Source organism: Pasteurella canis, from assembly GCF_020810675.1.
GTDB lineage: Bacteria > Pseudomonadota > Gammaproteobacteria > Enterobacterales > Pasteurellaceae > Pasteurella > Pasteurella canis.
The window spans coordinates 1,656,878-1,682,674 of the sequence record NZ_CP085871.1; the positions used below are offsets into that span (position 1 = coordinate 1,656,878).

General features: G+C 38.3%; 23 protein-coding genes and 4 tRNA genes. 10 read left to right on the top strand and 17 right to left on the bottom strand.

Going from position 1 to position 25,797, the window contains the following annotated elements; all coding sequences use genetic code 11:
- Positions 1-4: 4 nt before the first annotated feature.
- Positions 5-325: a DMT family transporter gene (locus K7G93_RS07650; protein WP_049215555.1), complete on the top strand. Its 321-nt coding sequence runs from the start codon at positions 5-7 to the stop codon at positions 323-325.
- 19 nt (positions 326-344) lie between these two features.
- Positions 345-1,676: an ATP-dependent protease ATPase subunit HslU gene (hslU, locus tag K7G93_RS07655; protein WP_223667569.1), complete on the top strand. Its 1,332-nt coding sequence runs from the start codon at positions 345-347 to the stop codon at positions 1,674-1,676.
- 68 nt (positions 1,677-1,744) lie between these two features.
- Here the strand turns inward: hslU and coaA are convergent, their stop codons facing one another.
- Positions 1,745-2,698 (bottom strand): type I pantothenate kinase, encoded by a 954-nt coding sequence (gene coaA, locus K7G93_RS07660; RefSeq protein ID WP_223667571.1) that lies wholly within the window; start codon positions 2,696-2,698, stop codon positions 1,745-1,747.
- A gap of 221 nt (positions 2,699-2,919) precedes the next feature.
- Between coaA and K7G93_RS07665 the strand changes: the two genes are divergently transcribed.
- The 5 genes from K7G93_RS07665 to tuf all read left to right on the top strand — a co-directional run bounded on the left by K7G93_RS07665 (position 2,920) and on the right by tuf (position 4,597).
- Positions 2,920-2,995, top strand: a tRNA-Thr gene (locus K7G93_RS07665).
- 28 nt (positions 2,996-3,023) lie between these two features.
- A tRNA-Tyr gene (locus tag K7G93_RS07670) sits at positions 3,024-3,108 on the top strand.
- A gap of 46 nt (positions 3,109-3,154) precedes the next feature.
- Positions 3,155-3,229 (top strand) — tRNA-Gly (locus tag K7G93_RS07675).
- A gap of 3 nt (positions 3,230-3,232) precedes the next feature.
- Positions 3,233-3,308, top strand: a tRNA-Thr gene (locus tag K7G93_RS07680).
- A gap of 104 nt (positions 3,309-3,412) precedes the next feature.
- Positions 3,413-4,597: an elongation factor Tu gene (gene tuf / locus K7G93_RS07685; RefSeq protein ID WP_049214773.1), complete on the top strand. Its 1,185-nt coding sequence runs from the start codon at positions 3,413-3,415 to the stop codon at positions 4,595-4,597.
- A gap of 239 nt (positions 4,598-4,836) precedes the next feature.
- Here the strand turns inward: tuf and K7G93_RS07690 are convergent, their stop codons facing one another.
- The 9 genes from K7G93_RS07690 to ltnD all read right to left on the bottom strand — a co-directional run bounded on the left by K7G93_RS07690 (position 4,837) and on the right by ltnD (position 14,856).
- The gene (locus tag K7G93_RS07690) at positions 4,837-6,177 is read right to left on the bottom strand and encodes a carboxylesterase family protein (protein ID WP_160531874.1); all 1,341 of its coding nucleotides are present in this window, start codon (positions 6,175-6,177) and stop codon (positions 4,837-4,839) included.
- A 68-nt stretch (positions 6,178-6,245) separates the two neighbouring features.
- On the bottom strand, positions 6,246-7,712 hold the full coding sequence (locus K7G93_RS07695; protein WP_049214934.1) for a GntT/GntP/DsdX family permease: 1,467 nt from the start codon (positions 7,710-7,712) through the stop codon (positions 6,246-6,248).
- An 11-nt stretch (positions 7,713-7,723) separates the two neighbouring features.
- Positions 7,724-8,671, bottom strand: coding sequence for a D-erythronate dehydrogenase (denD, locus tag K7G93_RS07700; protein ID WP_160531876.1), 948 nt, complete (start codon positions 8,669-8,671; stop codon positions 7,724-7,726).
- A 135-nt stretch (positions 8,672-8,806) separates the two neighbouring features.
- Positions 8,807-10,606, bottom strand: coding sequence for an alpha/beta hydrolase (locus tag K7G93_RS07705; RefSeq protein WP_160531872.1), 1,800 nt, complete (start codon positions 10,604-10,606; stop codon positions 8,807-8,809).
- Position 10,607: 1 nt separating this feature from the next.
- A complete protein-coding gene (locus K7G93_RS07710; protein ID WP_049214929.1) occupies positions 10,608-11,282 on the bottom strand; it encodes a cyclase family protein in 675 nt (224 codons plus the stop codon).
- A gap of 14 nt (positions 11,283-11,296) precedes the next feature.
- Positions 11,297-12,079, bottom strand: a complete 783-nt coding sequence (gene otnI / locus K7G93_RS07715; RefSeq protein ID WP_049214927.1) for a 2-oxo-tetronate isomerase — start codon at positions 12,077-12,079, stop codon at positions 11,297-11,299.
- A gap of 1 nt (position 12,080) precedes the next feature.
- On the bottom strand, positions 12,081-12,713 hold the full coding sequence (gene otnC, locus K7G93_RS07720; RefSeq protein ID WP_226690394.1) for a 3-oxo-tetronate 4-phosphate decarboxylase: 633 nt from the start codon (positions 12,711-12,713) through the stop codon (positions 12,081-12,083).
- The gene (otnK, locus tag K7G93_RS07725) at positions 12,710-13,951 is read right to left on the bottom strand and encodes a 3-oxo-tetronate kinase (protein ID WP_223667577.1); all 1,242 of its coding nucleotides are present in this window, start codon (positions 13,949-13,951) and stop codon (positions 12,710-12,712) included. Before otnK ends, otnC begins: the two co-directional genes overlap by 4 nt.
- Positions 13,951-14,856, bottom strand: coding sequence for an L-threonate dehydrogenase (gene ltnD, locus K7G93_RS07730; protein ID WP_115323245.1), 906 nt, complete (start codon positions 14,854-14,856; stop codon positions 13,951-13,953). The genes otnK and ltnD overlap by 1 nt, the downstream gene beginning before the upstream one ends.
- 216 nt (positions 14,857-15,072) lie before the next feature.
- Between ltnD and K7G93_RS07735 the strand changes: the two genes are divergently transcribed.
- A complete protein-coding gene (locus tag K7G93_RS07735; protein WP_049214919.1) occupies positions 15,073-15,834 on the top strand; it encodes a DeoR/GlpR family DNA-binding transcription regulator in 762 nt (253 codons plus the stop codon).
- 56 nt (positions 15,835-15,890) lie between these two features.
- Here K7G93_RS07735 and K7G93_RS07740 read toward each other — a convergent pair whose 3' ends face one another.
- Positions 15,891-17,351 carry an aminoacyl-histidine dipeptidase gene (locus K7G93_RS07740; protein WP_224045759.1) on the bottom strand — a complete coding sequence of 487 codons (1,461 nt, stop codon included), beginning with the start codon at positions 17,349-17,351 and terminating at the stop codon, positions 15,891-15,893.
- 152 nt (positions 17,352-17,503) lie between these two features.
- On the opposite strand from K7G93_RS07740, the gene gpt reads away from it, so the two are divergent.
- The gene (gene gpt, locus K7G93_RS07745; RefSeq protein WP_049214915.1) at positions 17,504-17,965 is read left to right on the top strand and encodes a xanthine phosphoribosyltransferase; all 462 of its coding nucleotides are present in this window, start codon (positions 17,504-17,506) and stop codon (positions 17,963-17,965) included.
- Between the two features lie 71 nt (positions 17,966-18,036).
- Here the strand turns inward: gpt and proS are convergent, their stop codons facing one another.
- The 6 genes from proS to mak all read right to left on the bottom strand — a co-directional run bounded on the left by proS (position 18,037) and on the right by mak (position 24,970).
- The gene (gene proS / locus K7G93_RS07750) at positions 18,037-19,752 is read right to left on the bottom strand and encodes a proline--tRNA ligase (RefSeq protein WP_226690395.1); all 1,716 of its coding nucleotides are present in this window, start codon (positions 19,750-19,752) and stop codon (positions 18,037-18,039) included.
- Positions 19,753-19,977: 225 nt separating this feature from the next.
- Positions 19,978-21,450 carry a xylulokinase gene (xylB, locus tag K7G93_RS07755; protein ID WP_228400356.1) on the bottom strand — a complete coding sequence of 491 codons (1,473 nt, stop codon included), beginning with the start codon at positions 21,448-21,450 and terminating at the stop codon, positions 19,978-19,980.
- Between the two features lie 15 nt (positions 21,451-21,465).
- Positions 21,466-22,449 (bottom strand): carbohydrate kinase family protein, encoded by a 984-nt coding sequence (locus tag K7G93_RS07760; protein ID WP_226690397.1) that lies wholly within the window; start codon positions 22,447-22,449, stop codon positions 21,466-21,468.
- Positions 22,436-23,320, bottom strand: coding sequence for a ketose 1,6-bisphosphate aldolase (locus K7G93_RS07765; protein ID WP_160531864.1), 885 nt, complete (start codon positions 23,318-23,320; stop codon positions 22,436-22,438). The genes K7G93_RS07760 and K7G93_RS07765 overlap by 14 nt, the downstream gene beginning before the upstream one ends.
- A 1-nt stretch (position 23,321) precedes the next feature.
- Positions 23,322-24,005 carry a D-lyxose/D-mannose family sugar isomerase gene (locus K7G93_RS07770; protein ID WP_226690398.1) on the bottom strand — a complete coding sequence of 228 codons (684 nt, stop codon included), beginning with the start codon at positions 24,003-24,005 and terminating at the stop codon, positions 23,322-23,324.
- Positions 24,006-24,058: 53 nt separating this feature from the next.
- A complete protein-coding gene (mak, locus tag K7G93_RS07775; RefSeq protein WP_049214905.1) occupies positions 24,059-24,970 on the bottom strand; it encodes a fructokinase in 912 nt (303 codons plus the stop codon).
- Between the two features lie 100 nt (positions 24,971-25,070).
- Between mak and K7G93_RS07780 the strand changes: the two genes are divergently transcribed.
- Complete coding sequence (locus tag K7G93_RS07780; RefSeq protein ID WP_115323253.1) at positions 25,071-25,790, top strand: response regulator; 720 nt, start codon at positions 25,071-25,073, stop codon at positions 25,788-25,790.
- Positions 25,791-25,797: the final 7 nt, after the last annotated feature.

The window sequence follows — 25,797 nt, forward strand, 5'->3', positions numbered from 1 at the left end:
TAATATGGCATGGTTCTACTTAGTAATAGCAGGATTACTTGAGATTGGGTGGCCAATTGGTCTCAAAATGGCAAATCAAGTAGAAACGCGTTGGCTTGGTCTTTTTATCGCAATAACCTTTATGATGGGTAGTGGTGCTATGCTATGGCTTGCCCAAAAATCAATCCCAATGGGAACTGCTTATGCAGTGTGGACAGGGATTGGTGCAGCGGGAGCCTTTATTGTTGGCGTGCTATATTACAACGATGCACTGACTTTCTGGCGTACACTTGGTGCATTAATGATTATTAGTGGCGTGATTGTCTTAAAATTAGCGTCACATTAAAGAAAAAAGAGAGAAAAATATGTCTGAAATGACCCCTAGAGAAATTGTTTCTGAATTAGACCAACACATTATTGGTCAAGCAGATGCTAAAAGAGCAGTTGCAATTGCATTAAGAAACCGTTGGCGCAGGATGCAATTACAAGAACCGCTTCGCCATGAAGTGACTCCGAAAAATATTCTGATGATTGGACCAACAGGTGTAGGTAAAACAGAAATTGCTCGCCGCTTAGCGAAACTAGCCAATGCCCCGTTTATTAAAGTGGAGGCCACAAAATTCACTGAGGTAGGTTATGTTGGTAAAGAAGTCGATTCAATTGTCCGAGACTTAACTGATAGTGCAATGAAATTAGTTAGACAAACTGAAATTGAAAAAAACCGTTTCCGTGCTGAAGAAGCTGCAGAAGATCGTATTTTAGATGCACTACTCCCGCCTGCTAAAAATCAATGGGGACAAGTTGAAGAAAGTGATAACAACAGTACAACACGACAAATCTTTCGTAAAAAATTGCGTGAAGGGCAATTAGACGATAAAGAAATTGATATTGATGTTGCCGCACCGTCAATGGGCGTTGAGATTATGGCGCCACCTGGTATGGAAGAGATGACAAATCAATTGCAATCTATGTTCCAAAATCTATCAAGTGGACAAACCAAAAAACGCAAAATGAAAATTAAAGATGCGTTAAAAACCTTGATCGACGACGAAGCCGCAAAATTAATTAATCCAGAAGAGTTAAAACAAAAAGCCATTGATGCCGTTGAACAAAACGGTATCGTATTCATTGATGAAATTGATAAAATCTGTAAAAAAGGCGAATACAGTGGCGCAGACGTTTCTCGAGAAGGTGTGCAGCGTGATTTACTGCCTTTAGTTGAAGGCACTACAGTAAGTACTAAACATGGCATGGTAAAAACAGATCATATCCTATTTATCGCGTCAGGCGCATTCCAAGTGGCACGCCCATCTGATTTAATTCCAGAACTCCAAGGACGGTTACCTATTCGTGTTGAGTTATCTGCATTAAGTGCGGTCGATTTTGAGAGAATTTTAACTGAGCCAAATGCTTCTTTAACAGAGCAATACAAAGCACTTATGGCAACGGAAGGTGTTAATATTGAATTTACGCCAGATGCGATCAAGAAAATTGCTGAAGCGGCTTTCCGTGTAAATGAAAAAACTGAAAATATTGGTGCTCGCCGTTTACATACTGTGATGGAACGTTTGATGGATAAAATCTCATTTAGTGCAAGTGAGATGAGTGGTCAGTTAATCAATATTGATGCGTCTTATGTAGAAGATGCATTAGGTGATGTAGTTGAAAATGAAGATTTAAGCCGTTTTATTCTATAATAATGAACTAAAAAGCACCGTACTTTATATCAATTCAGCAAAAGTCTGGTGCTTTTATTCGTTTTCCACTATTTTCTGAGTTTAACCAATTCAACTGCATGATCAGCGCCTTTAGTTAAAATTAGATTGGCACGTTCTCTGGTTGGTAGAATATTTTGCTGTAAATTCAATCCATTAATTTCATCCCAAATCTTACCTGCAGTTACAATAGCCTCCTCTTTGGACAAATTTGCATAGTGCTTAAAATAAGAATTTGGATCGCTAAATGCACTCTGACGAAATTTCAAGAAACGGCTGATATACCATTCTTTTAACAAGGTTTCATCTGCGTCCACATAAATAGAAAAATCTACAAAATCAGATACAAACATTTGATTTGAACGACCATCTCCTGTTTGTAACACATTTAATCCCTCTAGAATCAAAATATCTGGCTGATCCACAAGATTAAATTGATCAGGAATAATGTCGTAAGTTAAATGAGAATAAATTGGTGCACTCACATTCGGCTTACCTGATTTAACATCGGCTAAAAAACGAAGCAGACGAGGAGTATCATACGAAATAGGGAAACCTTTTTTATGTAAAATCTCTTCTTTTTGCAACTTGGCTAATGGATATAAAAAGCCATCAGTCGTAATTAAATCAACTTTTCTTGTTTCTGGCCATTGAGATAACAAAGATTGAACTATCCTTGCCGATGTACTTTTCCCTACCGCTACACTACCTGCAATACTAATGATATAAGGTACTTTTGTTGGAGACACACCAAGAAAACGATTCATCACATACTGACGATGTAAGCTTTCTTCAATATAGTAATTAATTAAACGCACTAGTGGTAAATAAATAGTACGCACCTCATCTAAAGATAACTCTTCATTAATGCCTAACAAAGGTTTTAAATCTTGCTCAGTTAGAGTTAAAGGTACTGATTTACGCAATTCCGCCCATTGCTCACGATTGAATGATAAAAAAGGCGTTAATTGATCTGATAAAAAATTGGCGTTTTTTAATTCCACAATGTATTCAACTTAATCTATATGATGGCAAATTGGATATGAAATATACCCTATAAAAAAGCAAAATCGCATAAGTTTTTTTAAAAACAGCAAAATTTATAATAAAAAAACTATATTTTGACTGATAATTAGGCGAACAATTAAAAAAAAACATTTTTTTTCAAAAAATACTTGTCAGCGATAAAAATTTCCCTATAATACGCCTCACTTGCTTATGAGATGCCGACTTAGCTCAGTAGGTAGAGCAACTGACTTGTAATCAGTAGGTCACCAGTTCGATTCCGGTAGTCGGCACCATTCTTCTCTGCAGGTGTTCATTTAACGCGGAGGGATTCCCGAGCGGCCAAAGGGAGCAGACTGTAAATCTGCCGGCTCAGCCTTCGAAGGTTCGAATCCTTCTCCCTCCACCATTTTTTAAATGAATCGCATTCTGATGGGTCAGATGAATTTAGGACTGCGGGCATCGTATAATGGCTATTACCTCAGCCTTCCAAGCTGATGATGCGGGTTCGATTCCCGCTGCCCGCTCCATACGCTGATATAGCTCAGTTGGTAGAGCGCACCCTTGGTAAGGGTGAGGTCGGCGGTTCAAATCCGCCTATCAGCACCAGTCTTAAACTTCCTTTCTGTCCTATAATTAACAACAAATTTTGAATTTTGGTTAATGTGGTATATTGAACCATCCATAACCGTGTTTGTTTAGAGGGACTCTCAATGTCTAAAGAAAAATTTGAACGTACAAAACCGCACGTAAACGTGGGTACAATCGGCCACGTTGACCATGGTAAAACAACTTTAACAGCAGCAATCACTACAGTATTATCAAAACACTTTGGTGGAGCGGCTCGTGCATTTGACCAAATTGATAATGCGCCAGAAGAAAAAGCGCGTGGTATTACTATCAACACATCACACGTAGAATACGATACAGCAACACGTCACTACGCACACGTTGACTGTCCAGGACACGCAGACTATGTAAAAAACATGATTACAGGTGCTGCACAAATGGATGGTGCTATTTTAGTAGTAGCAGCGACTGATGGTCCTATGCCACAAACTCGTGAGCACATTCTTTTAGGTCGTCAAGTAGGTGTACCTTACATCATCGTATTCTTAAACAAATGTGACATGGTAGATGATGAAGAGTTATTAGAATTAGTTGAAATGGAAGTACGTGAACTTCTATCTCAATATGATTTCCCAGGTGATGATACACCAATCGTACGTGGTTCAGCGTTACAAGCATTAAACGGTGTACCAGAGTGGGAAGAGAAAATTCTTGAATTAGCGGGTCACTTAGACACTTACATTCCAGAGCCAGAGCGTGCAATCGACCAACCATTCTTATTACCAATTGAAGACGTATTCTCAATTTCAGGTCGTGGTACAGTAGTAACAGGTCGTGTAGAGCGTGGAATTATCCGTACTGGTGAAGAGGTTGAAATTGTTGGTATTAAAGAAACCACAAAAACAACAGTAACGGGTGTTGAGATGTTCCGTAAACTATTAGACGAAGGTCGTGCGGGTGAGAACGTTGGTGCTTTATTACGTGGTACTAAACGTGAAGAAATCGAACGTGGTCAAGTATTAGCGAAGCCAGGCTCAATCACACCACACACAGACTTTGAATCAGAAGTTTACGTGTTATCAAAAGAAGAAGGTGGTCGTCATACTCCGTTCTTCAAAGGTTACCGTCCTCAATTCTATTTCCGTACAACTGATGTAACGGGAACAATTGAATTACCAGAAGGTGTTGAGATGGTAATGCCAGGTGATAACATCAAGATGACTGTAAGTTTAATTCACCCGATTGCGATGGACCAAGGTTTACGCTTTGCGATTCGTGAGGGTGGTCGTACAGTGGGTGCTGGTGTTGTAGCTAAGATTATTAAATAATTAGGCTTAACGAGCAAAACAGAAAGAAGGCGTATTTTATTACGCCTTTTTTATGACTGAAAATTCTGATTTAGTATATTTACTTGAAACAGAATCTAAAAAAACGCATGTCACTTTGATATGCGTTTTTATTTTCACTATATGAGATTTAAGTACAGTCAGATTTCCCCAAATTCTATCATTTTGACCTCCATAACAAACATGGCAATCAAAAAGCGAGGAACTTTACTTTCCTAAACTTATTTTACTAGCCTTTGCTCTAAGAGCCACATGATTGCTTCTGGACTATTAAAAACTGCATCCCAAGTATTATGCGGGTTATTATTGATAATGCCATTATCGCCAGCCTGCTGCACGCTAAACTCAGTGTATTTCACATTTGTTGCGTTCACTTTATTTTTTAGAATATCATAATTAATCCGAGAACCAGCAACAGGTGAGATTTTATCTTCGACACTATGGAAAAACCACATTGGAACATCTTTCAATGCAGATAAACTTTCAGCTGTCGCATTACCATCTACCCATTCAACCGTATTAGCTTCCCGACCACTCATCAATAATGCACCGGCAAAAAAGTGCGGTCGTTTTTGTAATAAATACAAGCCACCTTCCGCTCCACGGGATAGGCCCACAATATAAATACGTGCTGTATCGATATAAGGATTATTCGCGATAACTTCATCGATCATCTTAAATACTAGCTGATGACGATTATTTGTTTGCCAATGAATTCCTTTTTTATCAAATGGATCAAATACAGAGGCATATTGTGGGGCAAGAACAAATCCATCCTCATATTGTAAAGTAGTCATTGCACCTTTACTCGATAATAAATGAGCTATATTATCTTGACCAACTTGCCCTGAACCATGCAAAAACAGTGTTAATGGATACTTTTTACCCTCTTGTAAAACAGGTTTGTATAAACGATAAAGTAATTGATTATCTGCCTTTGCTAAAGATACCGAATGAGCAGTAAAATCATCAATATAACGCGTTTTGACTTGGGTTTTAGCTGCAGTTTGTTTAATTTCACTAGGTTGCAATGTCTTACCATTAGTTAACTTTAACAAGCCTGCCTGTTTAATCGTATAGACTAATTTATCATCATAAAATTCGGGGACACGATTAGCCTGTACTTTTTCCACTTCTACAAGCTGTCCCGCAGTATCTTTCGACTTAAATTTAACAGGTTGATTATTCTCTACTTTTAGCGAATAAAAATCTGCATTTTTATCTCGTTCATCAAGCTCTAATATTACAAAACGCCCAGCTTTACTTTGATATGACTTACTTGGTGTATCATTGACATAAGCTCTTAGTAAAGTTCTTGGCATAGCTTCTGCTTGCTCAAGTGCGGTATGAATTTGATAAACTTGACGTAAATCACTCCCTGCTAACAAATTCGATTCATATTCCAGTGCAACACCAGTGATTTTTGCCCCCTTCTCTGTCACATCAGCTAACAACGTTGCTTTGATCGCTTGTGGAATTTGTGGACTATCAGGTATTTGCGCGGTAGCTGAACTGAATAAGGGAAAACTCACGCAAGATAAAATCAGCATTTTTCTTAACATAATAAAGCTCCATACAAAAGAATAGCAACAAACAAGATAATGTTGTTGCTATTCATTCAGTAAATTAATTACAGTTTCTTACTTTGTACATTGACATACGCGAGAATCGCAGCAAGCACACCAAGTGGTAATAATAAATCAGTAATCGAACCATCATTACCCCAAATCAAGTTGGCTAAAATTACTGTGCTACCACCAATTGCCCACGCGATTGTTGTCGGTACAGACCATACTATCATTTGTTTTTTCACATCATTGATTCCCATCATACGGTTAACAACCCAGAATAAACTATCATTGAAATAACCGAAGAATAGCGAGCCCATTGTTGCAGCTTGTGCAGCTAATAGCATATTCACGCCTGGAATTTGAGCTAAAATAGGCGCAGAAATTGATGCAGCCGTAATCATAGCGACTGTGCCTGAGCCTTGAATAAAGCGGACTAACGTCGATACAATGAATGGAATCAAGATCGGTGAAATAGGTAAGGCTGCAACTTGCTCTGCAAGCTCTTTACCTGCACCACTCTCACGTAAAACCGCACCTAATGCTCCACCAGCACCAGTCACTAATAAAATAATCCCTGCAGTTTTTACGCCCTCTTCTAAATGCAATGCGGTCGTCGTTTTATCTACATTAGGTAATAAAGTATATACTGCCACTAATACACTAATAGCTAATGCAATCATAGGGTGACCAATGAAATTGAATACTTGATACAATGTATTTTCAGCCAACGCTGGATTTGTTTTTGCCATTAAGCCTAAAATCGCTTTAATGAAAATCAACCCGATTGGTAATAAAATTGGTAGCAATGATAAACCTAAACTCGGTAGATTTTTTTTCTCACGACTTTCGATGTAATCATCATATTTTTGTTTGAGCTCTTCTTGACTAAATACTTCTTGGTTAAATGTTGGGTATTTTTTATCTAACCATTTTGCATAAAGCACTATACCTACAACAGGAAGTACTGCCATCGCCATACCAACTAACAACATCGCACCAATGTCAACACTAAATAAGCCTGCGACACCTAATGGACCTGGTGTTGGTGGTACGGTATGGTGAGTTACAACTAATCCCCCTGCTAATGCAACCCCTAATGTCAATAATGAACGTTTACCATTCTTAGCTAATGCTTTCGCTACTGGATAAAGAATAACGAATGCTGAGTCAACGAAAATTGGAATACTGACCACATAGCCTGTAATAGCTAATGCCCACTCTTCCTTTTTCTTACCTAAAAATTTAATGAAGCTATATGCCATTTTCTCAGCGGCACCAGAGACCTCAAGAATACTTCCCATCATGACACCAAGACCAATAACGATCCCGATCCCCCCTAAAGTACCACCAAAACCTTTAGTAATTGCTCCTAAAGTATTATCTACGCTCATTCCGCCGATTAAGCCAGCAATAGCAGCAGCAATCAGCATCGCAATGAAAGCATGCACTCTTGTTCTTAGCACTAAAAACACTAAGACAAATACGGCAACTAACAAGCCGATAATTGGAATAGGTAATCCAAACATAACGCCTCCCGTTACATATCACATTGAATAAATTGTTGAATCACATCAGCAAAATTTTGATCGGCGCTAAAACCTAAACCAAATGCTTGTGAACAGTCAATCGCAGCAGGCCAGCTTGCGACGATATTATTTATGCCTTCATCAAATTCAAATTTTACATACTGTAAAATTTGTTCTCCTTTCACTTTCACTAAATCGGCTAGCATTTGCTCTACACTCACACTGAAGCCAGGTAAATTGATGACATGCCAATCGCGTGCAGGTAAAGAAGGAAGTTTAAGTGCATGAATAAAATTATTAACGACAGTATTTGGGCTAGATAGCCACAAATTCAGTTTTTCTGATACAGGACAAATTGCTTCTTCTTGATGTAATGGTTCACGAATAATACTGCTCACAAAAGAAGAGGCGGCTTTATTTGGTTTACCAGGACGAATACAGATCGTCGGTAAACGCAAAGCAATTCCATCAACAAAACCTTTACGACTATAATCATTGATTAATAGCTCACACATTGCTTTTTGTGCACCATAGGTTGATTGTGGTGTAACAGCGGTATGATCTTGAATCACTGCAGGTAAATCACCACCATATACGGCTAAAGAGCTGGTGAAAATAAAACGAATTTTAGGGTTATTATGACGACAAATTTCAAGCAAATTACGTGTTGCTAAAAAATTAATTTGATAACCTAAATCTGGATCCTGCTCAGCATGGCTACTCACAATGGCGGCTAAATGAAACACGGCATCTGTTTTACTATCAATAATGTCCTCTAGCCCCACTGGCTGACGTAAATCCATTTCATAACAACGTACTCTTGGATCACCATTGGGTGCGATGGGCTTAATTACATCAATCAAAACAAGCTCATCAACTACCACATTAGACTGGGATAACAAGGTTTTTGCTAAACGTTGTCCAAGAAATCCTTGTCCTCCTGTAATAACAATTTTCATCATTTTCTCCTCAAATTCTGACCGCACTTTGACTACATTTTATGCGATTCAAGGTTTAGGATGTAAAAAATGCCCTACCCATCAACAGCAGGGCATTTTTACTGCTTCATTACAACGTTGCTGACTAACTAAATTTTATGCGAGGAATCGACCTATTACTTGACCACCCACTAAAACCCAAGTCATTAAGAGAGAGGTGAAAAATACCCCTAAATAAATGTAGCCAGTTTTCAAATAGCACCAGTGATTGATTACGGTAAACACAATGAATTGTGGAATAACAACTGCTAACATCATCATCCAACGTCCACCAAATTGTGGTAGACCGAGTAAATCAAAGCCAGGTCCCATTTGCATAAAGCCAGGTACAAAATGGAATAGCCACAAAATAACTAATCCAGCTGTGGCAAAAATGATTGTTTTAATACTCCAAATAATGAGTGTTGAGCTAAAAGATGCCGCCAATTTTTGTTTCATTTGCACTGAAACAATCAACCCATTAAAAATGAAGAAAAATGCTAAAATTGGTAACCAATAAACAAAGAATAAACTAAAACGTTCTGCTGTTAATGGTTTCAATAAAGGCCATAGGAAGCGTAACTCGACACTCAACGCTTGATAAATTAAGCTTGTAAGTAGGTACAAACCTAAAATTAACATGACACTGAGGAGTAAATAACGTCCAATAATTTGACTTGTTGTTAATACTGAAGAATGGCTGGTAACACCAAATTCTGCGAGAGAAATAGTAGCTTTTCTTTTCCATAAACTGAATAAAATGATGCCAACAATCCCACTCACCACTAACCATAGAATGATACCATTACCCATTTCCAGTGGCATAAAACTCAATTTAGATGCGATAGGCTCATTAGCGCCACCCCACTGAGTAAACAATGGATAAAGCAACATCGTCAACACAATATTGACCGCAGCAAACACCCACCATTGTTTATCAGAAATAGCTGTTTTTTCAGTTACTGGTTTACGAGCAACAGAGAAATATGCACTATTTAATAACCCACTTGCAAAACATAATGCCGCAATTAAGGCTGATCCTAAGGCAAATAAGCCTGCAAATTCTTTGTACCAATATGTTTGCTGCTCAGGTTCAAGCCAATCCTCCCCTTTTTCGCCATTTTGTAGTGCTTGGTTAAACCAAAGAATTGCTTCTTTATTACTATCAGCCGCAATCATCACGCCAAGATGTGTACCATCAACCATAGCTGCACGACGTGCAGAGCCATCATTAAAATCACCATAGGTATGATCCCACTTTAATGTATCATTTTCAGGCAAACCAAAAGCACTTAAACGTTTAGGGTGAGTCACTAAATTTTTAACAGGGAACGTTCTTTCACGATAACCACCAATTTCCTCATATAAACCTTGAGTTAATAAGTAGTTATTTAGTTCCATATCACCACCATTACTACTTAATCCATTGACTGCTTTGTGATCAGGATTGAGCTTAGCAACACGAATTGCATTTAGTGCACCTGTTGAATGCCCAAAAATACCGAGACGAGATTTATCAACAAAAGATAAAGATTTCAAATATTGATAACCATTATTTGCCCCACTCATATTTTTATTAGATGCAGGTAATTTTGTTGAATAGCCATGTCCAAAGTGGTCAATCGCCAATACAACAAAACCTCGTTTTGCTAATTCTAATGCACCAAAAGTACTGGTTGCTTCTTTATCACTTTGATAACCATGTAATGCTAATAACCCTGGTTTCGGCGTCTCTGCAGTTGCAGAAACAGGGCGATAAAGCTTACCTACCATAGGTTGCATCTCTTCCGTCATAAAACTTACTGAACTGACTTCAATCCGTCCAAAATCACGATCAATAGAAGACGCAAGATAAGCACTTAGAAAAGTAAATAATAAAAATACACATCCCCAAAAATAATTTTTCATTAAGTTCATACTAAGCTCCTTCTGCCAGCACGGTGACTTGTGCACTATCAATTCCTTTGACTAATAAAGGCATTGCTAAAACACGTTTTAAAGTTTTGCTATCAAGTTGCGATAGCTTCATATCTTCAATAATGCAAATAAAATTTTCTTTATACATTCCCAACATCACTTGATGCGCTTCAACACCATGATCAGGATTAGCTGGTGAAGCAAGAGAGATAAAATCAAAACCAATAGCTTTTAAATTACTGGCATGATCAATCAAATATTTTGCTGCCTGAATACTCACTGCACCGCCATTTGCGGCATATTGCTGTGGGTCCTTAGCTCTTAATTGCTCTAAACCAGTACGAATCAATAGACAATCAGCTTGTTTAATCTGCATTAAATAAGGTGCTAAATCTTCAGGTTCAATTAACGAACCTGCGGATTTTGGCAAATCAATTAACAGTGGTTTCTCGTAAATGAAATACGTTAAAGGTAGCTCAGTAATGGCTAAACCATTTGGGTTAAAATGCTTAGGCGCATCAAAGTGTGTCCCAAAATGATTAAATAAATGGATAATAGCACTGTTATACACATCACCTTGTGCAGTACTTGTACAAATATCATAAGTTAGTGTAGGTTCACCTGGAAATCCGGGGTCTTTTACATCCAATGGATAAGAAAGTAACTGATAATTCATTGTGATCACCTATTTTATTCTTGCTGATAAGGCTTAAACCAATCTAAACCCGCAACTGTCTCAATTCTTGGTTTATACTCACAGCCAACAAACCCTTGATAACCAATTTGATCTAACTTATCAAAAAGATATTGGTAATTTATTTCACCCTCATCAGGTTCATGACGATCTGGCACAGAAGCAATTTGAATATGTGCTACTTTGTCTTTTAACTGATCCGTTAAACGGGATAAATTGCCATCGACATTTTGTGCATGAAAATAATCAAGTTGAATAAATACATTATCTCTGTCTACTAGATTTACTATTTCTAAAGTATCAAACTGACTTTTTAACAGATAATTAGGCTTCACTTGTGGGCTTAACGCTTCCAATAAAATTTTTATTCCATGCGGTTTAAATTTTTCTGCCGCATAACGAATATTTTTCACAAATGTTTGCTTATATTGCTCTTTATCAGCCCCTTCTGGTACTACAGCTGCCATAATATGTACATTAGGACAGTTAAGTGCCAGCGCATATTCCAGAGCTAAATCAATATCATGTTGACTATCTGCTTCACGATTTGGGATAGCAGATACACCCCATTCACCGTTATCAATATTGCCAGCTGACGTATTAAACAACACTTGCTGTAAGCCATATTGATCTAATTTCGCCTTCAATACATCTGCTGGATAGTCATAGGGCCATAAATACTCAACATATTTAAATCCTGCTTTCGCAGCGGCTTCAAAACGATCTAAAAAAGGCACTTCAGTGAACATCATTGTTAAGTTTGCTGCAAATTTTGGCATCTTACTTTCCTCTATTTTCGAGATCTTTCACTTCGCTATCTGTGAAATAACGAATTTTTTGTCCTTGCAAAATGAAATACAGCTTTGCGGTTTCTTCTAATTCTTCAGTATTGTCAACAGCATCCACTAAATCACTGCCTGTCACCACAACACCATGATTAGCTAATAAAAATGCTTTGCCAGATAAGGCTCTTTCACTTAATTCACGTGCAATATTCACATCTCCTGGACGATAATAAGGAATCACAGGTAATTTCCCTACACGCATAACATAATAAGGAGTGAACGCTTGCATCGCGTTCTCTGGATTTAAATTTTCCAAACAAGACAACGCAGTTAAATACGTAGAATGTAAGTGAACAATCGCTTTACAATCTGGATTTTTTTTGTACATCGCGAGATGGAATACCGATTCTTTCGATGGTTTTTTACCAGATAGCAAATGGCCATCCATATCAAGTACAGATAAACTTTCTGCCTCTAAACGACCCAAAGATGAACCTGTTGGCGTGACTAAAATCCGTTTGTCATCTAAACGAACTGATAAGTTTCCTGCCCCACCGACAGTATAACCGCGCTCAAACAACGAGCGCGCAAGTTTGACCATTTCAATTTTTTGTTCTAATTCCGTCATACAAACATTCCTTGTGCAAAAGCAAAAAAGTCTTCTGTACCAAAGTTACCCGATTTCAGTGCTAAGAAAATATTGTCATCTAATGCTTTTAACCAAGGCACACCTGGTGCAATTTGCTTGCCGATGTGGAAACCTGTAAAACCTAATTGTTGTACGACAATACTTGATGTTTCCCCACCTGCGGTGATGAAGTTCACTACACCTGCTGCTTTTAATTTTTCGGCTAACTGAGCAAAAGTATTTTCGATTGCATGACTTGCCTTATCTGCACCAAATTCTGCTTGAATCTGTTTCAGTTTCTCTGGTGATACTGTGGCATATACCATTGGTGCTAACGTATGATTTAAATTTGCAAGAACCCATTGGGCAAGTTCATCAGCATAGGCTGGGTTTGAAATACTTTGCGCGACATCTAAATAAACGTGCGGTGCTTTTTCTGCATATTTCGCCACTTGTTTATTCGTCATAACCGAACAAGAGCCAGACAACACCACTGTTTTTGCTTTATTTGGTAATAGCGCATTATCCCCTTGTTTACCACCACTTAAGCGTGCTGCCATATAGGCGGCTAATCCTGAACCACCTGTAACTAATTTAAAATCGGCAATCGCTTCTGCAAGTACTGCTAATTGGCTGTTATCTACAGAATCCACTACGGCATAACGAAAGCCTTGCTGTTTTAATTCCGCAAAACGTGACTTCACAAAATCCGCACCTTTCATTAAATCTGAATAGCTTACTAAGCCAGTCTTTCCTCGTGCTTGTTTGTCCATTAAGCGCACTAAATTCGCATCTTTCATTGGCGTAATTGGGTGATTTTGCATACCAGATTCATTTAAAAGCACATTACCAACAAATAGATAGCCATTAAAAATAGTACGTCCATTCACAGGTAATGCAGGACAAATCATAGTGAAGTCATCTTGTAACGCATCTAATAATGCATCTGTGACTGGACCAATATTACCTTTCTCAGTGCTATCAAATGTAGAACAATACTTAAAATAAAACTGTTTACAGCCATTTTGCTGCAACCACTCTAACGCCTGTAAAGATTGCGCAATCGCTTCTTCAACTGGATTAGAACGCGATTTTAAGCTGATGACGATAGCATCAACTTGGCTTTGTAATGCACAGTCAGGTACGCCATTCATCTGGACTGTTTTTAATCCATTTTCGACTAAGAAGCTCGCAATATCACTTGCCCCAGTGAAGTCATCTGCAATCACACCTAACATTACGCATCTCCTTTTTTACTTGGTAATTCAATACCACTGAAAATCTTAATCACGGCACTATCATCTTCTTTACCGTAACCAGCATTGCTAGCGGAAGTAAACATATTAAATGCTGTACTTGCTAGCGGTAATGGGAATTTCAGCGATTTTGCCGTATCTGTGACTAACCCCAAATCCTTCACAAAAATATCCACCATTGATAATGGTGTATAGTCACCATCTACCACATGTTTCATCCGATTTTCAAACATCCATGAGTTACCTGCTGCGTTAGTCACAACGTCATACATCAAATCAAGTGGGATCCCTGCTCGTGCCGCTAATGCCATCGCTTCAGCACCCGCAGCAATATGCACACCTGCCAATAATTGATGTACAATTTTAACTGTTGCGCCTAAACCAATTTCTTCGCCAATGTTATACACTTTGCCTGCCACCGCATCTAAAACGGGCTGTAACTTATCAAAGGCTTGCTTTGAACCTGATGCCATTACTGTCATTTGACCCGCGGCAGCTTTTGCTGCACCGCCAGAAACAGGTGCATCTAACATAAATAAACCTAACTCTGTTAATTTTTGTGAAATTTGTTGTGCATCTTGAGCAGAAATTGTTGAAGAAACCATCACAGCTGTGCCAGGTTTTAAATGTGCTGCCAGCCCATTTTCACCAAATAATACCGCGTTTACTTGATTTGCATTCACAACAAGTAACACTACAGCATCTAAATCTTTAGCAAAACTCACCGCACTTTGTGCAACTTGTGCTCCTTCTGCTTTTAGTTTCTCTAGAGCAACTGGATTCAGATCTACACCATAAGTTGCTAAGCCCGCGCGCAAACAGGATTGTGCGGCACCCATTCCCATAGCACCTAAACCAATTACTGCCACTGAAAAATCTTGACTCATAAGTTCCTCCACTAAATTTTATTCAACGAATAGCTCTTACGCCCTATATTGCCTGCTTTTTACAAATAAATCTGCGATCAAGATCTCAAAAATTAACAATTAAATGTTAATTTTTGTTAATTAAGGCTATTTTTAATACTACAAAAGTAAATTCTTATACAAAAAAGGGAAATAGGCGTATAATTTCACTGGTTTTATTTGAATGGATGTAAAATAATGTTAATTCCTGCAGAACGTCAGAAAAAAATTCTTAACTTAATTCACCAACAAGGCATTATGCGAATTGCTAATTTAGTCGACATCATGGGCGTTTCGCATATGACCATTCGCCGTGATATTCAAAAATTAGAAGAAAAAGGCAAAGTCATTTCTGTTTCAGGTGGAGTTCAATTATTAGAGCGTCTAATTTCAGAGCCTACTCGTGATGATAAGTCATTGCTTTTTCATCAACAAAAAGCCGCGATTGGTCTTGCTGCGGCTAATCTGATTCCTTCTAACGCAACAATTTATCTCGATGCAGGAACAACTACCTTAGAAATCGCAAAACATATTACAGAACGTGAAGATGTGTTAATTATCACGAATGATTTTGGTATTGTGGATTTTCTCATTGCTCATGGTCGTTGCGACTTAATCCATACTGGTGGACGTGTATGTAAAGCAAATCGTTCTTCTGTAGGTGAACTTTCTGCTCAGTTTCTGCGTAATGTATCGATTGATCTAGCTTTCATTTCTACGTCGTCTTGGAATTTACAGGGTTTAACTACTCCCGATGAAGATAAATTACCCGTAAAACGTGCTATTGTGCATTCAAGCCAACGTAATATCCTTGTTACTGACTCATCAAAATACGGTAAAGTTGCAACCTTTCTACTCTATCCATTAGATACATTCGATCAAATCATTTGCGACAAAGCATTATTAATTAATGCACAAGAAAAGATTGTTGAAATGGATATTGAATTGTTATTAGTCTAAAAAAGTGCGGTCAACTTTTTGTAAATTCTGACCGCACTTTTACTCTTATTTAAAGATTATTTTTTCGGCATTGCCGCTAATAATTTCGTTAATAATGCCCAATAAGTTTGAACTGCTGGAATATGTACTTTTTCATCAGGTGAATGGGCATTACGAATAGTTGGTCCAATAGAAACCATATCTATATTTGGATAGATTTTCTTCAAAAGACCACATTCTAAACCTGCATGAATCACTTTAACTACTGGCGCATACCCGAGTACGTCCGCATAGATTTTCTCTGTTAAGTTCACAATCGGCGCATCATTATGTGGCTCCCAACCTGGATAGTAGCCATTAAACTCAACTTCAGCACCGACTAAAGAAACTAAAGATTTCAATAAACTACCAACATAACGATTTCCACTATGAATCAATGAACGAATTAAAATTGTTCCTTTAATATGAGTCTCATCTGTACGCAATATACCAATGCTTAATGAACTCTCTACTACATTGTCTAACACATCACTATTACGAATGACACCATTTGGTAATACATTCAATAAATGAATTGCTTTATGTGTTGTACTTTGTGAGAAAACTGTATCCGCTTTTTCTACAGATTGTAGTGTAAATGTTAGATTAGGTTCTACTTTTGCTAGCTCATGCTTTAATACACTTTCAAAATCTTGAACCGCATTTTTCAATGTATCTAGTCCTTCATTAAATACTAATGTAGCAAAAGCTTCACGAGGAATAGCATTACGTACAGAGCCGCCACGAATCTCGCTTAAGGAAAATTGGAATTGAGGTTCATCTTGAGTCAGTCTTGCTAAAAAACGAGCAAGTACTTTAATTGCGTTCGCTCGTCCTGTATGAATATCACCACCAGAGTGACCGCCAGAAAAACCTTTTAGTACCAATTGATAACTGTGTTCAAACGTATTCAGTTTACGTTCAATTTCTAATGAGATATTCGCGTTTTCACCACCAGCACAGCCAATGTAAATTTCGCCATTCTCTTCTGTATCGGTATTAACCATGACTTCGCTTTGTAGCCAGTTTGGACGTAAGCCAATTGCCCCTTCCATACCAGCTTCTTCAGTCATCGTTAATAAAACTTCAAGAGGCGGGTGTACCAAGTCTTCAGAATCTAATACTGCTAATGCAGACGCCATCCCAATTCCATTATCAGCACCCAATGTTGTACCACGAGCTTTTACCCATTCTCCATCAATATAAGGTTGAATTGGATCTTTCTTAAAATCATGCTGTGTACCTTCATTAGCTTGTGGCACCATATCCAAGTGGGCTTGCAATGCTACAGGCACATGATCTTCCATACCTGCGGTTGCAGGTTTACGGATCAAAATATTACCTACTTCATCACGTTCAGCATAAAAGCCTTTTCCCTTTGCCCAATGTACAATGAACTGAGCAATTTGTTCTTCTTGATAAGATGGATGTGGGATTGCACAGATTTGACTAAACCATTTCCACAGTAATTTTGGTTGTAATGTTTGGATCTCTGACATAACGCCTCCTAATTTGAGATTTGTTATTATTTTATGTATAAAACTGCGAAAAAAACCAGCAAAATTATAGCATAAAATGCTATTTCAGGTTATCCTAACGCAATTTTATTTTACGAGCAAAATTGCTCCTCCGTTTTTAAATAGGTGTGTCTATGAGTGAAAAATATGTAGTGACTTGGGATATGTTCCAAATGCACGCACGTAAATTATCAGAGCGTTTACTCCCCGCCTCTCAATGGAAAGGGATTATCGCGGTCAGTCGTGGTGGATTATTTCCTGCCGCTGTATTAGCACGTGAATTAGGTATTCGTCATGTTGAAACAGTTTGTATCGCGAGTTACCACGACCATTCAGAACAAGGTGAATTAAAAGTGTTACACCGTGCAGAAGGTGATGGTGACGGTTTTATCGTAGTTGATGATTTAGTTGATACAGGCAATACTGCGCGTGCAATCCGTGAAATGTATCCAAAAGCAAGATTTGTCACTGTATTCGCAAAACCTGCAGGTGCGCCATTAGTGGATGATTATGTCATTGATATTCCACAAAACACTTGGATCGAACAACCTTGGGATTTAGGTTTAACTTTTGTACCACCTTTGGCAAGAAAATAATTCAGCCTTAAATTTACAACATAAAAAAATGCGAGTAATAAACTCGCATTTTTTGTTATCTGTGGTTCAACTTATTGATTAAATTTTGCTTTTAACACATCAAGTAATTGTTCTTTAGCGATCATTTCTTTTTCGCCAGAACGACGATTTTTATATTCAATTTCGCCTTTCTCAAGATTTTTCTCACCAATCACAATCATATGTGGCACGCCGATCAATTCCATATCCGCAAACATCACACCTGGACGCTCTTTACGATCATCGAAAATCACCTCCACTCCTTGTGCCATTAAAGTGCGGTATAATTCTTCTGCAAATTGTTGTACGCTTTCAGATTTATGCATATTCATTGGTACAATCGCCACTTTAAACGGCGCAATATTTTCTGGCCAAATAATACCACGTTCATCATGATGTTGTTCAATCGCTGCGGCAATGACACGTGTTACACCGATACCATAGCAACCCATGATCATAGTTTGTGGACGCCCATCTTCGCCTTGTACTGTGGCATTCATTGCTGCTGAATATTTCGTTCCTAATTGGAAAATATGACCCACTTCAATACCACGTTTGATCTGTAACACGCCTTTACCATCTGGACTTGGGTCGCCTTCCACCACATTACGTAAATCGGCAATTTGTGGCACTGGTAAATCACGTTCCCAGTTAATACCAAAATAATGCTTACCATCTTGATTCGCGCCCGCTGAGAAGTTATCCATATTTGCAACAGTGCGATCAATCACAATTGGCATTGGTAAGTTAATTGGGCCTAAAGAACCCGTACCAGCCCCCACTACATTACGGATTTCTTCGTCTGTTGCAAATTGTAACGGGCTAGCGACAATATCGACTTTTTCCGCTTTAATTTCGTTTAACTCGTGATCACCACGCACTAACAACGCCACTAACTTGTGACCGCTTTCTTTAGTCGCGTGTACCACTAACGTTTTCACAGTTTTCTCAATAGGTTGATTAAATTGTTCAACTAATTCGGCAATCGTTTTTGCATTTGGCGTATCGACTAAACGCAATTCTTCTGTTGGAGCACCACGTTCGCCTAATGCCACGGCTTCAGCAAGCTCAATATTGGCGGCAAAATCTGACTCAGTTGAAAACACGACATCATCTTCACCACTTTGGGCTAACACTTGGAATTCGTGTGAAGCACTCCCGCCAATCGAGCCGGTATCTGCTTGTACTGCACGGAAATCTAAACCTAAACGGTTAAAAATATTCGAATAGGTTTCATACATCACATCATAGGTTTTTTGCAAACATTCGTGTGTGGTATGGAAAGAGTAGGCATCTTTCATCACAAACTCACGCGAACGCATCACGCCAAAACGTGGACGTACTTCATCACGGAATTTAGTTTGAATATGATATAAATTAAGTGGTAATTGTTTATAAGAACTCAATTCACGACGTACTAAGTCAGTGATCACTTCTTCATTAGTAGGTCCAATTACAAAATCACGCTCCCCACGATCTTTAAAACGTAATAATTCAGGTCCATATTCTTCCCAACGACCTGATTCTTGCCATAATTCTGCTGGTTGTGTCACCGCCATTTTGACTTCTAATGCACCACTTTTATCCATTTCTTCACGAATAATATTTTCTACTTTGTTTAACACACGTAAACCTGTCGGTAACCAAGTATAAAGCCCTGATGCTAAAGGACGAATCATCCCCGCACGCAACATTAATTGATGGCTAACAATACTTGCCTCCGCAGGCGTTTCTTTTAAGGTTGAGAATAAATATTGACTTGTACGCATTGATATACCTGTTAAGTTCTAAAAACGGTTTATAAATCGAAAAAAATTGTTGGATAGTTTATCACTGTGTGGGCGTGGGACAAAGAGTTATAAACAAATTTACTCATAAAACAAAAAGAGCTGTAAATAGACTTCTTCTATTTCATTTCAGTAGTAATCTATTAGTCTAGAACAAAAAATAGGTTAAATAACTTTTGTCATTTAACCTAAGGTATATTTCATTAATTATGCAGAATATTGCTGTAATAATGTTAAATATCGTTGATAAATTCGTTCATATTCAACAAAACTCTGTGGTTCTGGTTGAACAACAGACTCCTCATCAAGATGCACAAAGTCTTGGCATAACTCTGTTAACTCCCCTTCACCATTTGCCCACATGGCTTGGATTGCACCTCCTAGGGCAGCTGCTTCTTCCTCTTTCAAGCACACTACCTCAGTGTTCATGATATCCGCGATCATTTGCCGCCAAACTGCACTTTTTGCCCCCCCTCCAATTAAACGAATTTGTGAAGTGGATAAGCCTGCTTGGCGGAATAAATCTAAACCATAACGTAAAGTAAAGCTGGCAGCTTCCATCATGGCTCGACATAAATTCGCTTGGGTGAAATTAGCCGCATCTAACCCTAAAATACTGGCTTTGGCTTGTGGTAGCGGAGGCACACGCTCACCATTGAAGAAAGGCAGAATAGTAATACCTTCTGCGCCAATGGGGCTTTGTTGAATAAATTCATTAAATTTTTTCACATCAATTTGCAGTAAATCCATTACATTTTTATTCGCTGACGTCATGTTCATGACACACACTAAAGGTAGCCATCCACCAGTACTTGAGCAGAAATTGGCAATTTCCATTGGTAAATCGCTGAGAGGTGTATCCGTATAAGCATACAGTGTACCAGAGGTGCCTAAACTCATCGTGGCAATACCTTGTTTAATATTGCCCGTACCAATTGCCCCCATCATGTTATCACCCCCACCAGTAGAAACTATTACCTGAGGAGATAAGCCTAATAACTTAGCAATTTCAGGGCGTATAGTGCCAATTTTCTGTTCTGCTGAAACCAAAGGGGCTAATACTTTTTGTGGATCAAGTTCAGGGGCGAGTAAACGGAAAGCATCAAGATCCCATTGGCGATTAGCTACATCAAAATACCCTGTCCCAGATGCATCGCCATATTCCATACAAAAGTGCCCTGTCAACCAATAGTTCAGGTAATCATGCGGCAACATGATTTTGGCTATACGTTGATATTGTTCAGGATAATGTTTTCTAAACCATGCAATTTTTGAGGCAGTATAGCCCGTTTGTGGCATGATACCTAATTGAGCAAATGCCTGTTCATTTCCACCTAATAATTGGATAAATTCCGCATTTTCAGCTGCAGTTTCAGTATCACACCAAAGTTTTGCATTATATAGAGGCTGATCATTCTCATCTAACATCACTAGCCCATGCTGTTGCCCCGATACACCAATCCCTTTAATTAAGTGCGGTTCAATTTTGGCTAATTTTATTGCCTCATGAAATGCGCGCACTAAGGCCGCAGTCCACCATTGTGGTTGCTGTTCTCGACGTCCTTCGCTATTTTCGATGATTTCATGTGCTGCATAACCAACAGCAATCACTTTTTTCTGCTGGCTATCTACTACGATTGCTTTTGTTCCTTGCGTGCCACAATCAAGACCGATATACATAATTCACTCCTCAAGTTAGGACTTATTCAGTGCAATAAAACGCTTCAGTTCCTGATAACTCACTGCACCATCTGTTGCCGAAATGGAAAATAAATTGAAATAGGCTAAACCGTGCCCTAATTGCAATACCTCATGTAAAAGTAAATCATGATGTAAGCCATAAAGTACACCTGTACAAAACGCATCACCTGCACCTAATGTACTGACAATATTATTTTTTTCTACCCAATATGATGGAACAGCAATTTGTTCACCTTGTTTATTGATTGCGGCAGCCCATTTGGGATCATGAACAATCACAGCTTCACGCACACCTTGTGACATAATTTTTTCTGCCATGTACGGTAAAACATCTTGAGTCGAATCTAAGTGAACAGAATCCGTAAGCAATTTTGCTTCAACGTCATTAATAATGACATAATCGACAAAAGCTAAAATCGGTTGAATTTGTTGTATGAAAATCTGTTTATCCGAAACAGACACTAAATCAATCGAAACCAAAAAACCACGTTGATGCAATTCAGTAAGCATTGCTTTCAACTTTTCTACATCAAGAAACTGCGGTAATAGTGGTAAATAGGCGATATGTGCAATTTTCGCAGAATGATTGAGTTGAAAAAGATGTTCTATCCGATACTCTGCCATCGCCCCTACATAATGAAAAAAAGTGCGGTCACCTGTTTTTGAATTGATCATCACATCAGTGAATGATGTTGGGAGATCGACAGTTACCACACTTTCAACATTAACACGATGTTGATGGGCTTGCTGTAAAATAAACTGCCCTTCACTATCTTTGCCAATTGCCCCAGCGAGAAAACGAGGTAAGTTAGGATCAAGTTTATCAAGATTAAACAATACATTAGTACAGCCACCACCACAATGTAATTCCATTTTTGAAATAGTGGCTAACATGGATTCTTGTGGATAGTCCGAAATCACTAACGTCCTATCCACTAATAAGTTACCAATGGCTAAAATACCGTTACGATCCTGCATATAAATGTGCCTTATTAATGCTATCAAAAATGTGCATTTGTTCTACAACTGTTCGGTTAATTGCCTGTTGCATATTATTCATCATAATAAGGTAATAATTATATTTTGTATCTAATTCCGTATTATTAATATCTTGTTCTACACTCTGTAATGCCGATTGTGACATACCTGTAAAGAAATTAATTTTACAAATTCCGCGTTGAATCGTTTTTTGGAAATCTTCTACACTTAACCCCGATCCACCATGTAATACTAATGGTACAGAAACCGCTTGATGAATTTGCTCAAGGCGTTCAAAATCAAGTTTAGGTACACCCTTATACTTACCATGCGTATTTCCAATCGCAACCGCAAGTGCATCAATTCCCGTTTCATGGACAAATTCCACCGCTTGTTCAACTTTAGTATACAACGCGACATCCGCACGACTTTCTAGTGCACCACCTTCATCTCCACCAACAGCACCTAATTCTCCCTCAACAGAGATCCCATAATTTTGGCAAAGCTCAACTACTTTACGTGTTTGTGCAATATTTTCTGCATAAGAGAGTTGTGAGCCATCAAACATGATAGAAGAAAAACCGCACTTAATTGCGCGCTCAATGGTTGGAAACGTTAAACCATGGTCTAAGTTTAAACATACTGGCACCCCTGCTAGCGCGGCTTTTTTCTTGATATATTCTACGGTCGGCTCTAGATCAATATATTTTAAATGCACCTCTGCCACATTAATAATAACAGGTGATTGCTGTTGTTGTGCCGCAGCAAAGACTGCATCAATAAAATTAGAATCAATCGCATTAAATGCACCTACAGCAAATTTATGTTGATTTGCAACTGCTAGAATCGACTTTAAGTTCAATAATGCCATTTTATACTCCCATTAAATAATGCTGATAATCGCTACATAATAAATGAATTGGTTTCTCATCTTCTTCAATCTGTGAAAAACGCCCTAACGGCTCTAAAAAGCGATTATCGGTTAAGTCATCATTAGCCATTGACACCTCACCAGCCAATACCACACCCTCTTCTGCCCAAAAACTATGGTATAATAAAGGTGTTAAACAAATACTTTGTCCTGGCTTTAATTTAACTATCCCCCCTGCTTTTACCGTAATTTGTTTACCGTCAACTGCCACTTGAATATCCGCTTTTTCATCTAATAAATCTGTTTGTTCATCACGTTGATATAGACGAATCACTAAAGTTCCACCACCACGATTTATGATGTCTTCCATTTTTTTCCAATGGTAATGCATCGGTGTAATTTGTCCTTCTTTCACCATCATAATCTTTTCTGCATAGGGCTTACTATTAGTAGAAGATTGATTTCGAATAGTAAATAAGGTTAAACCAAATTTGGCAAAATCATGGAGATTAAAATCCGTCACATCCCAACCAAGACGTGCATCTAATAATTCTTGTTGAGCATTTAAATCTTGCTCTCGCCAATCTTGTAAATTGTGGTAAGCAAATTCAGGCAAATGAAAACAATATTGTTGCATTAAGGCTTTTGCCTCACGGATAGCCTGATTAATTTCAGAACGCTTCATTCACTCCCCCTTTATCTACGGTATAAAGTGCGGTCTCTTTTTAAAAAGTTTTATCATTTCTCTAATGGCCATAACCAAGCAGCGCCACGTACCCCACTGGAATCGCCATGCAACGCTTTACGAATAGGTGTATGAAATTCTCGACCAAAAATATAATTCGGCATTAATTTCGGGACATTAGTGTAAAGACGATCGATATTACATACCCCGCCTGCAAACACAATCACATCAGGATCAAGCACATTCACATAAGCAGATAAGGCTTTCGCTAAACGACGCTCATACGCTTGAAGAGATTGTTCAGCGATTTCATCGCCCTGTTCAGAAAGGGCGACAATTTCATCACCTTTTAGTCGTTTACCTGAACGGCGCTCATAGTCATCACACAATCCTGTCCCTGAGACAAATTGCTCAACACAGCCATAACGACCACAGTAGCATTGATTATGACGAGCGACTTCTAATTCTTCCTCATCCATCCAAGGTAATTGATTATGTCCCCATTCACCACCAATACCATTACCACCATTGTGTGGTTTACCATTAATCGCAATCCCTGAACCCGATCCCGTCCCTAAAATCAGCGCCAATACAACTTCACTTCCAGCGCCAGCACCATCCGTTGCTTCTGAAACCGTCATACAATTTGCATCATTTGCAATACGTACTTCTCGCCCCAATAATGCACAAAGATCTTTATCTAGTGGCTGACCATTCAACCAAACAGAATTCGCATTTTTCACTTTATGACTAAAAGGAGAAATTGTGCCCGGAATGCCAAGACCGACTGTACCAGTTTGTCCTGTTTCTCGCTCTGCATCATCTACTAATCCTTTAATAGCTAAAAGCGTCGCTTCATAAGAACCTCTAGGTGTAGGTACTCGCTTCCTAAATAATTCTTTTCCTTCGTTAGAAAGTGCAATGACTTCAATTTTTGTTCCACCTAAGTCAATACCAATGCGCATATTTACCTCATATTTTTAATTTTGTTTATTGATGAATACTATTTCACCAAGAAATTATATATACTTTATAGCATGATTTATTCAATCAATGAGCCTAATAATGCAACAACAGACTACTATTCTTGTTATTGATGATGATGTTCAAATTTGTGAACTATTAACTGATATTTTTGAAGAACATGGTTATGCTGTTGTGACAGCACAAACAGGTACACAAGCCCTCGCATTATTACAGACAACACATTTTTCTCTTATTTTTCTTGATTTAATCTTGCCTGATGTCAATGGGCTTGTTTTACTACAACGTCTAAAAAGTATTAGTTCAGCACCTGTTATTATGTTAAGTGGTTTAGACTCTGAATCTGATATCGTAGTGGGTTTAGAAATGGGTGCTGATGATTATATTGCTAAACCCTTTTATCCTCGTGTTGTAGTTGCAAGAGCCAAAGTCGCACTACGTCGTCACCATCCCCAACTTTTTACAAACCCAAACATTCAGCAAGGATTTACATTTAATCATTGGGTACTTGATACAGAAAATCACAAATTATTTTCACCACAAAAACAGGAAATAGACCTGACACAAGGTGAATATACTTTATTGCATGCGTTAGTTTCACATGCCCAAAAAGTTCTATCTCGAGAAAAACTGTTAGAATTAACTCATAGTGAAAGTCTCGAGATTTTTGACCGCACTATTGACGTGTTAATTATGCGGTTACGTAAAAAAATCGAACCCAATCCCAAAGCCCCTACTTATATTCAAACAGTTCGAGGTATGGGGTATTTATTTTCTGTTGCAGTTGAACGCTATTCTTAAATTATCC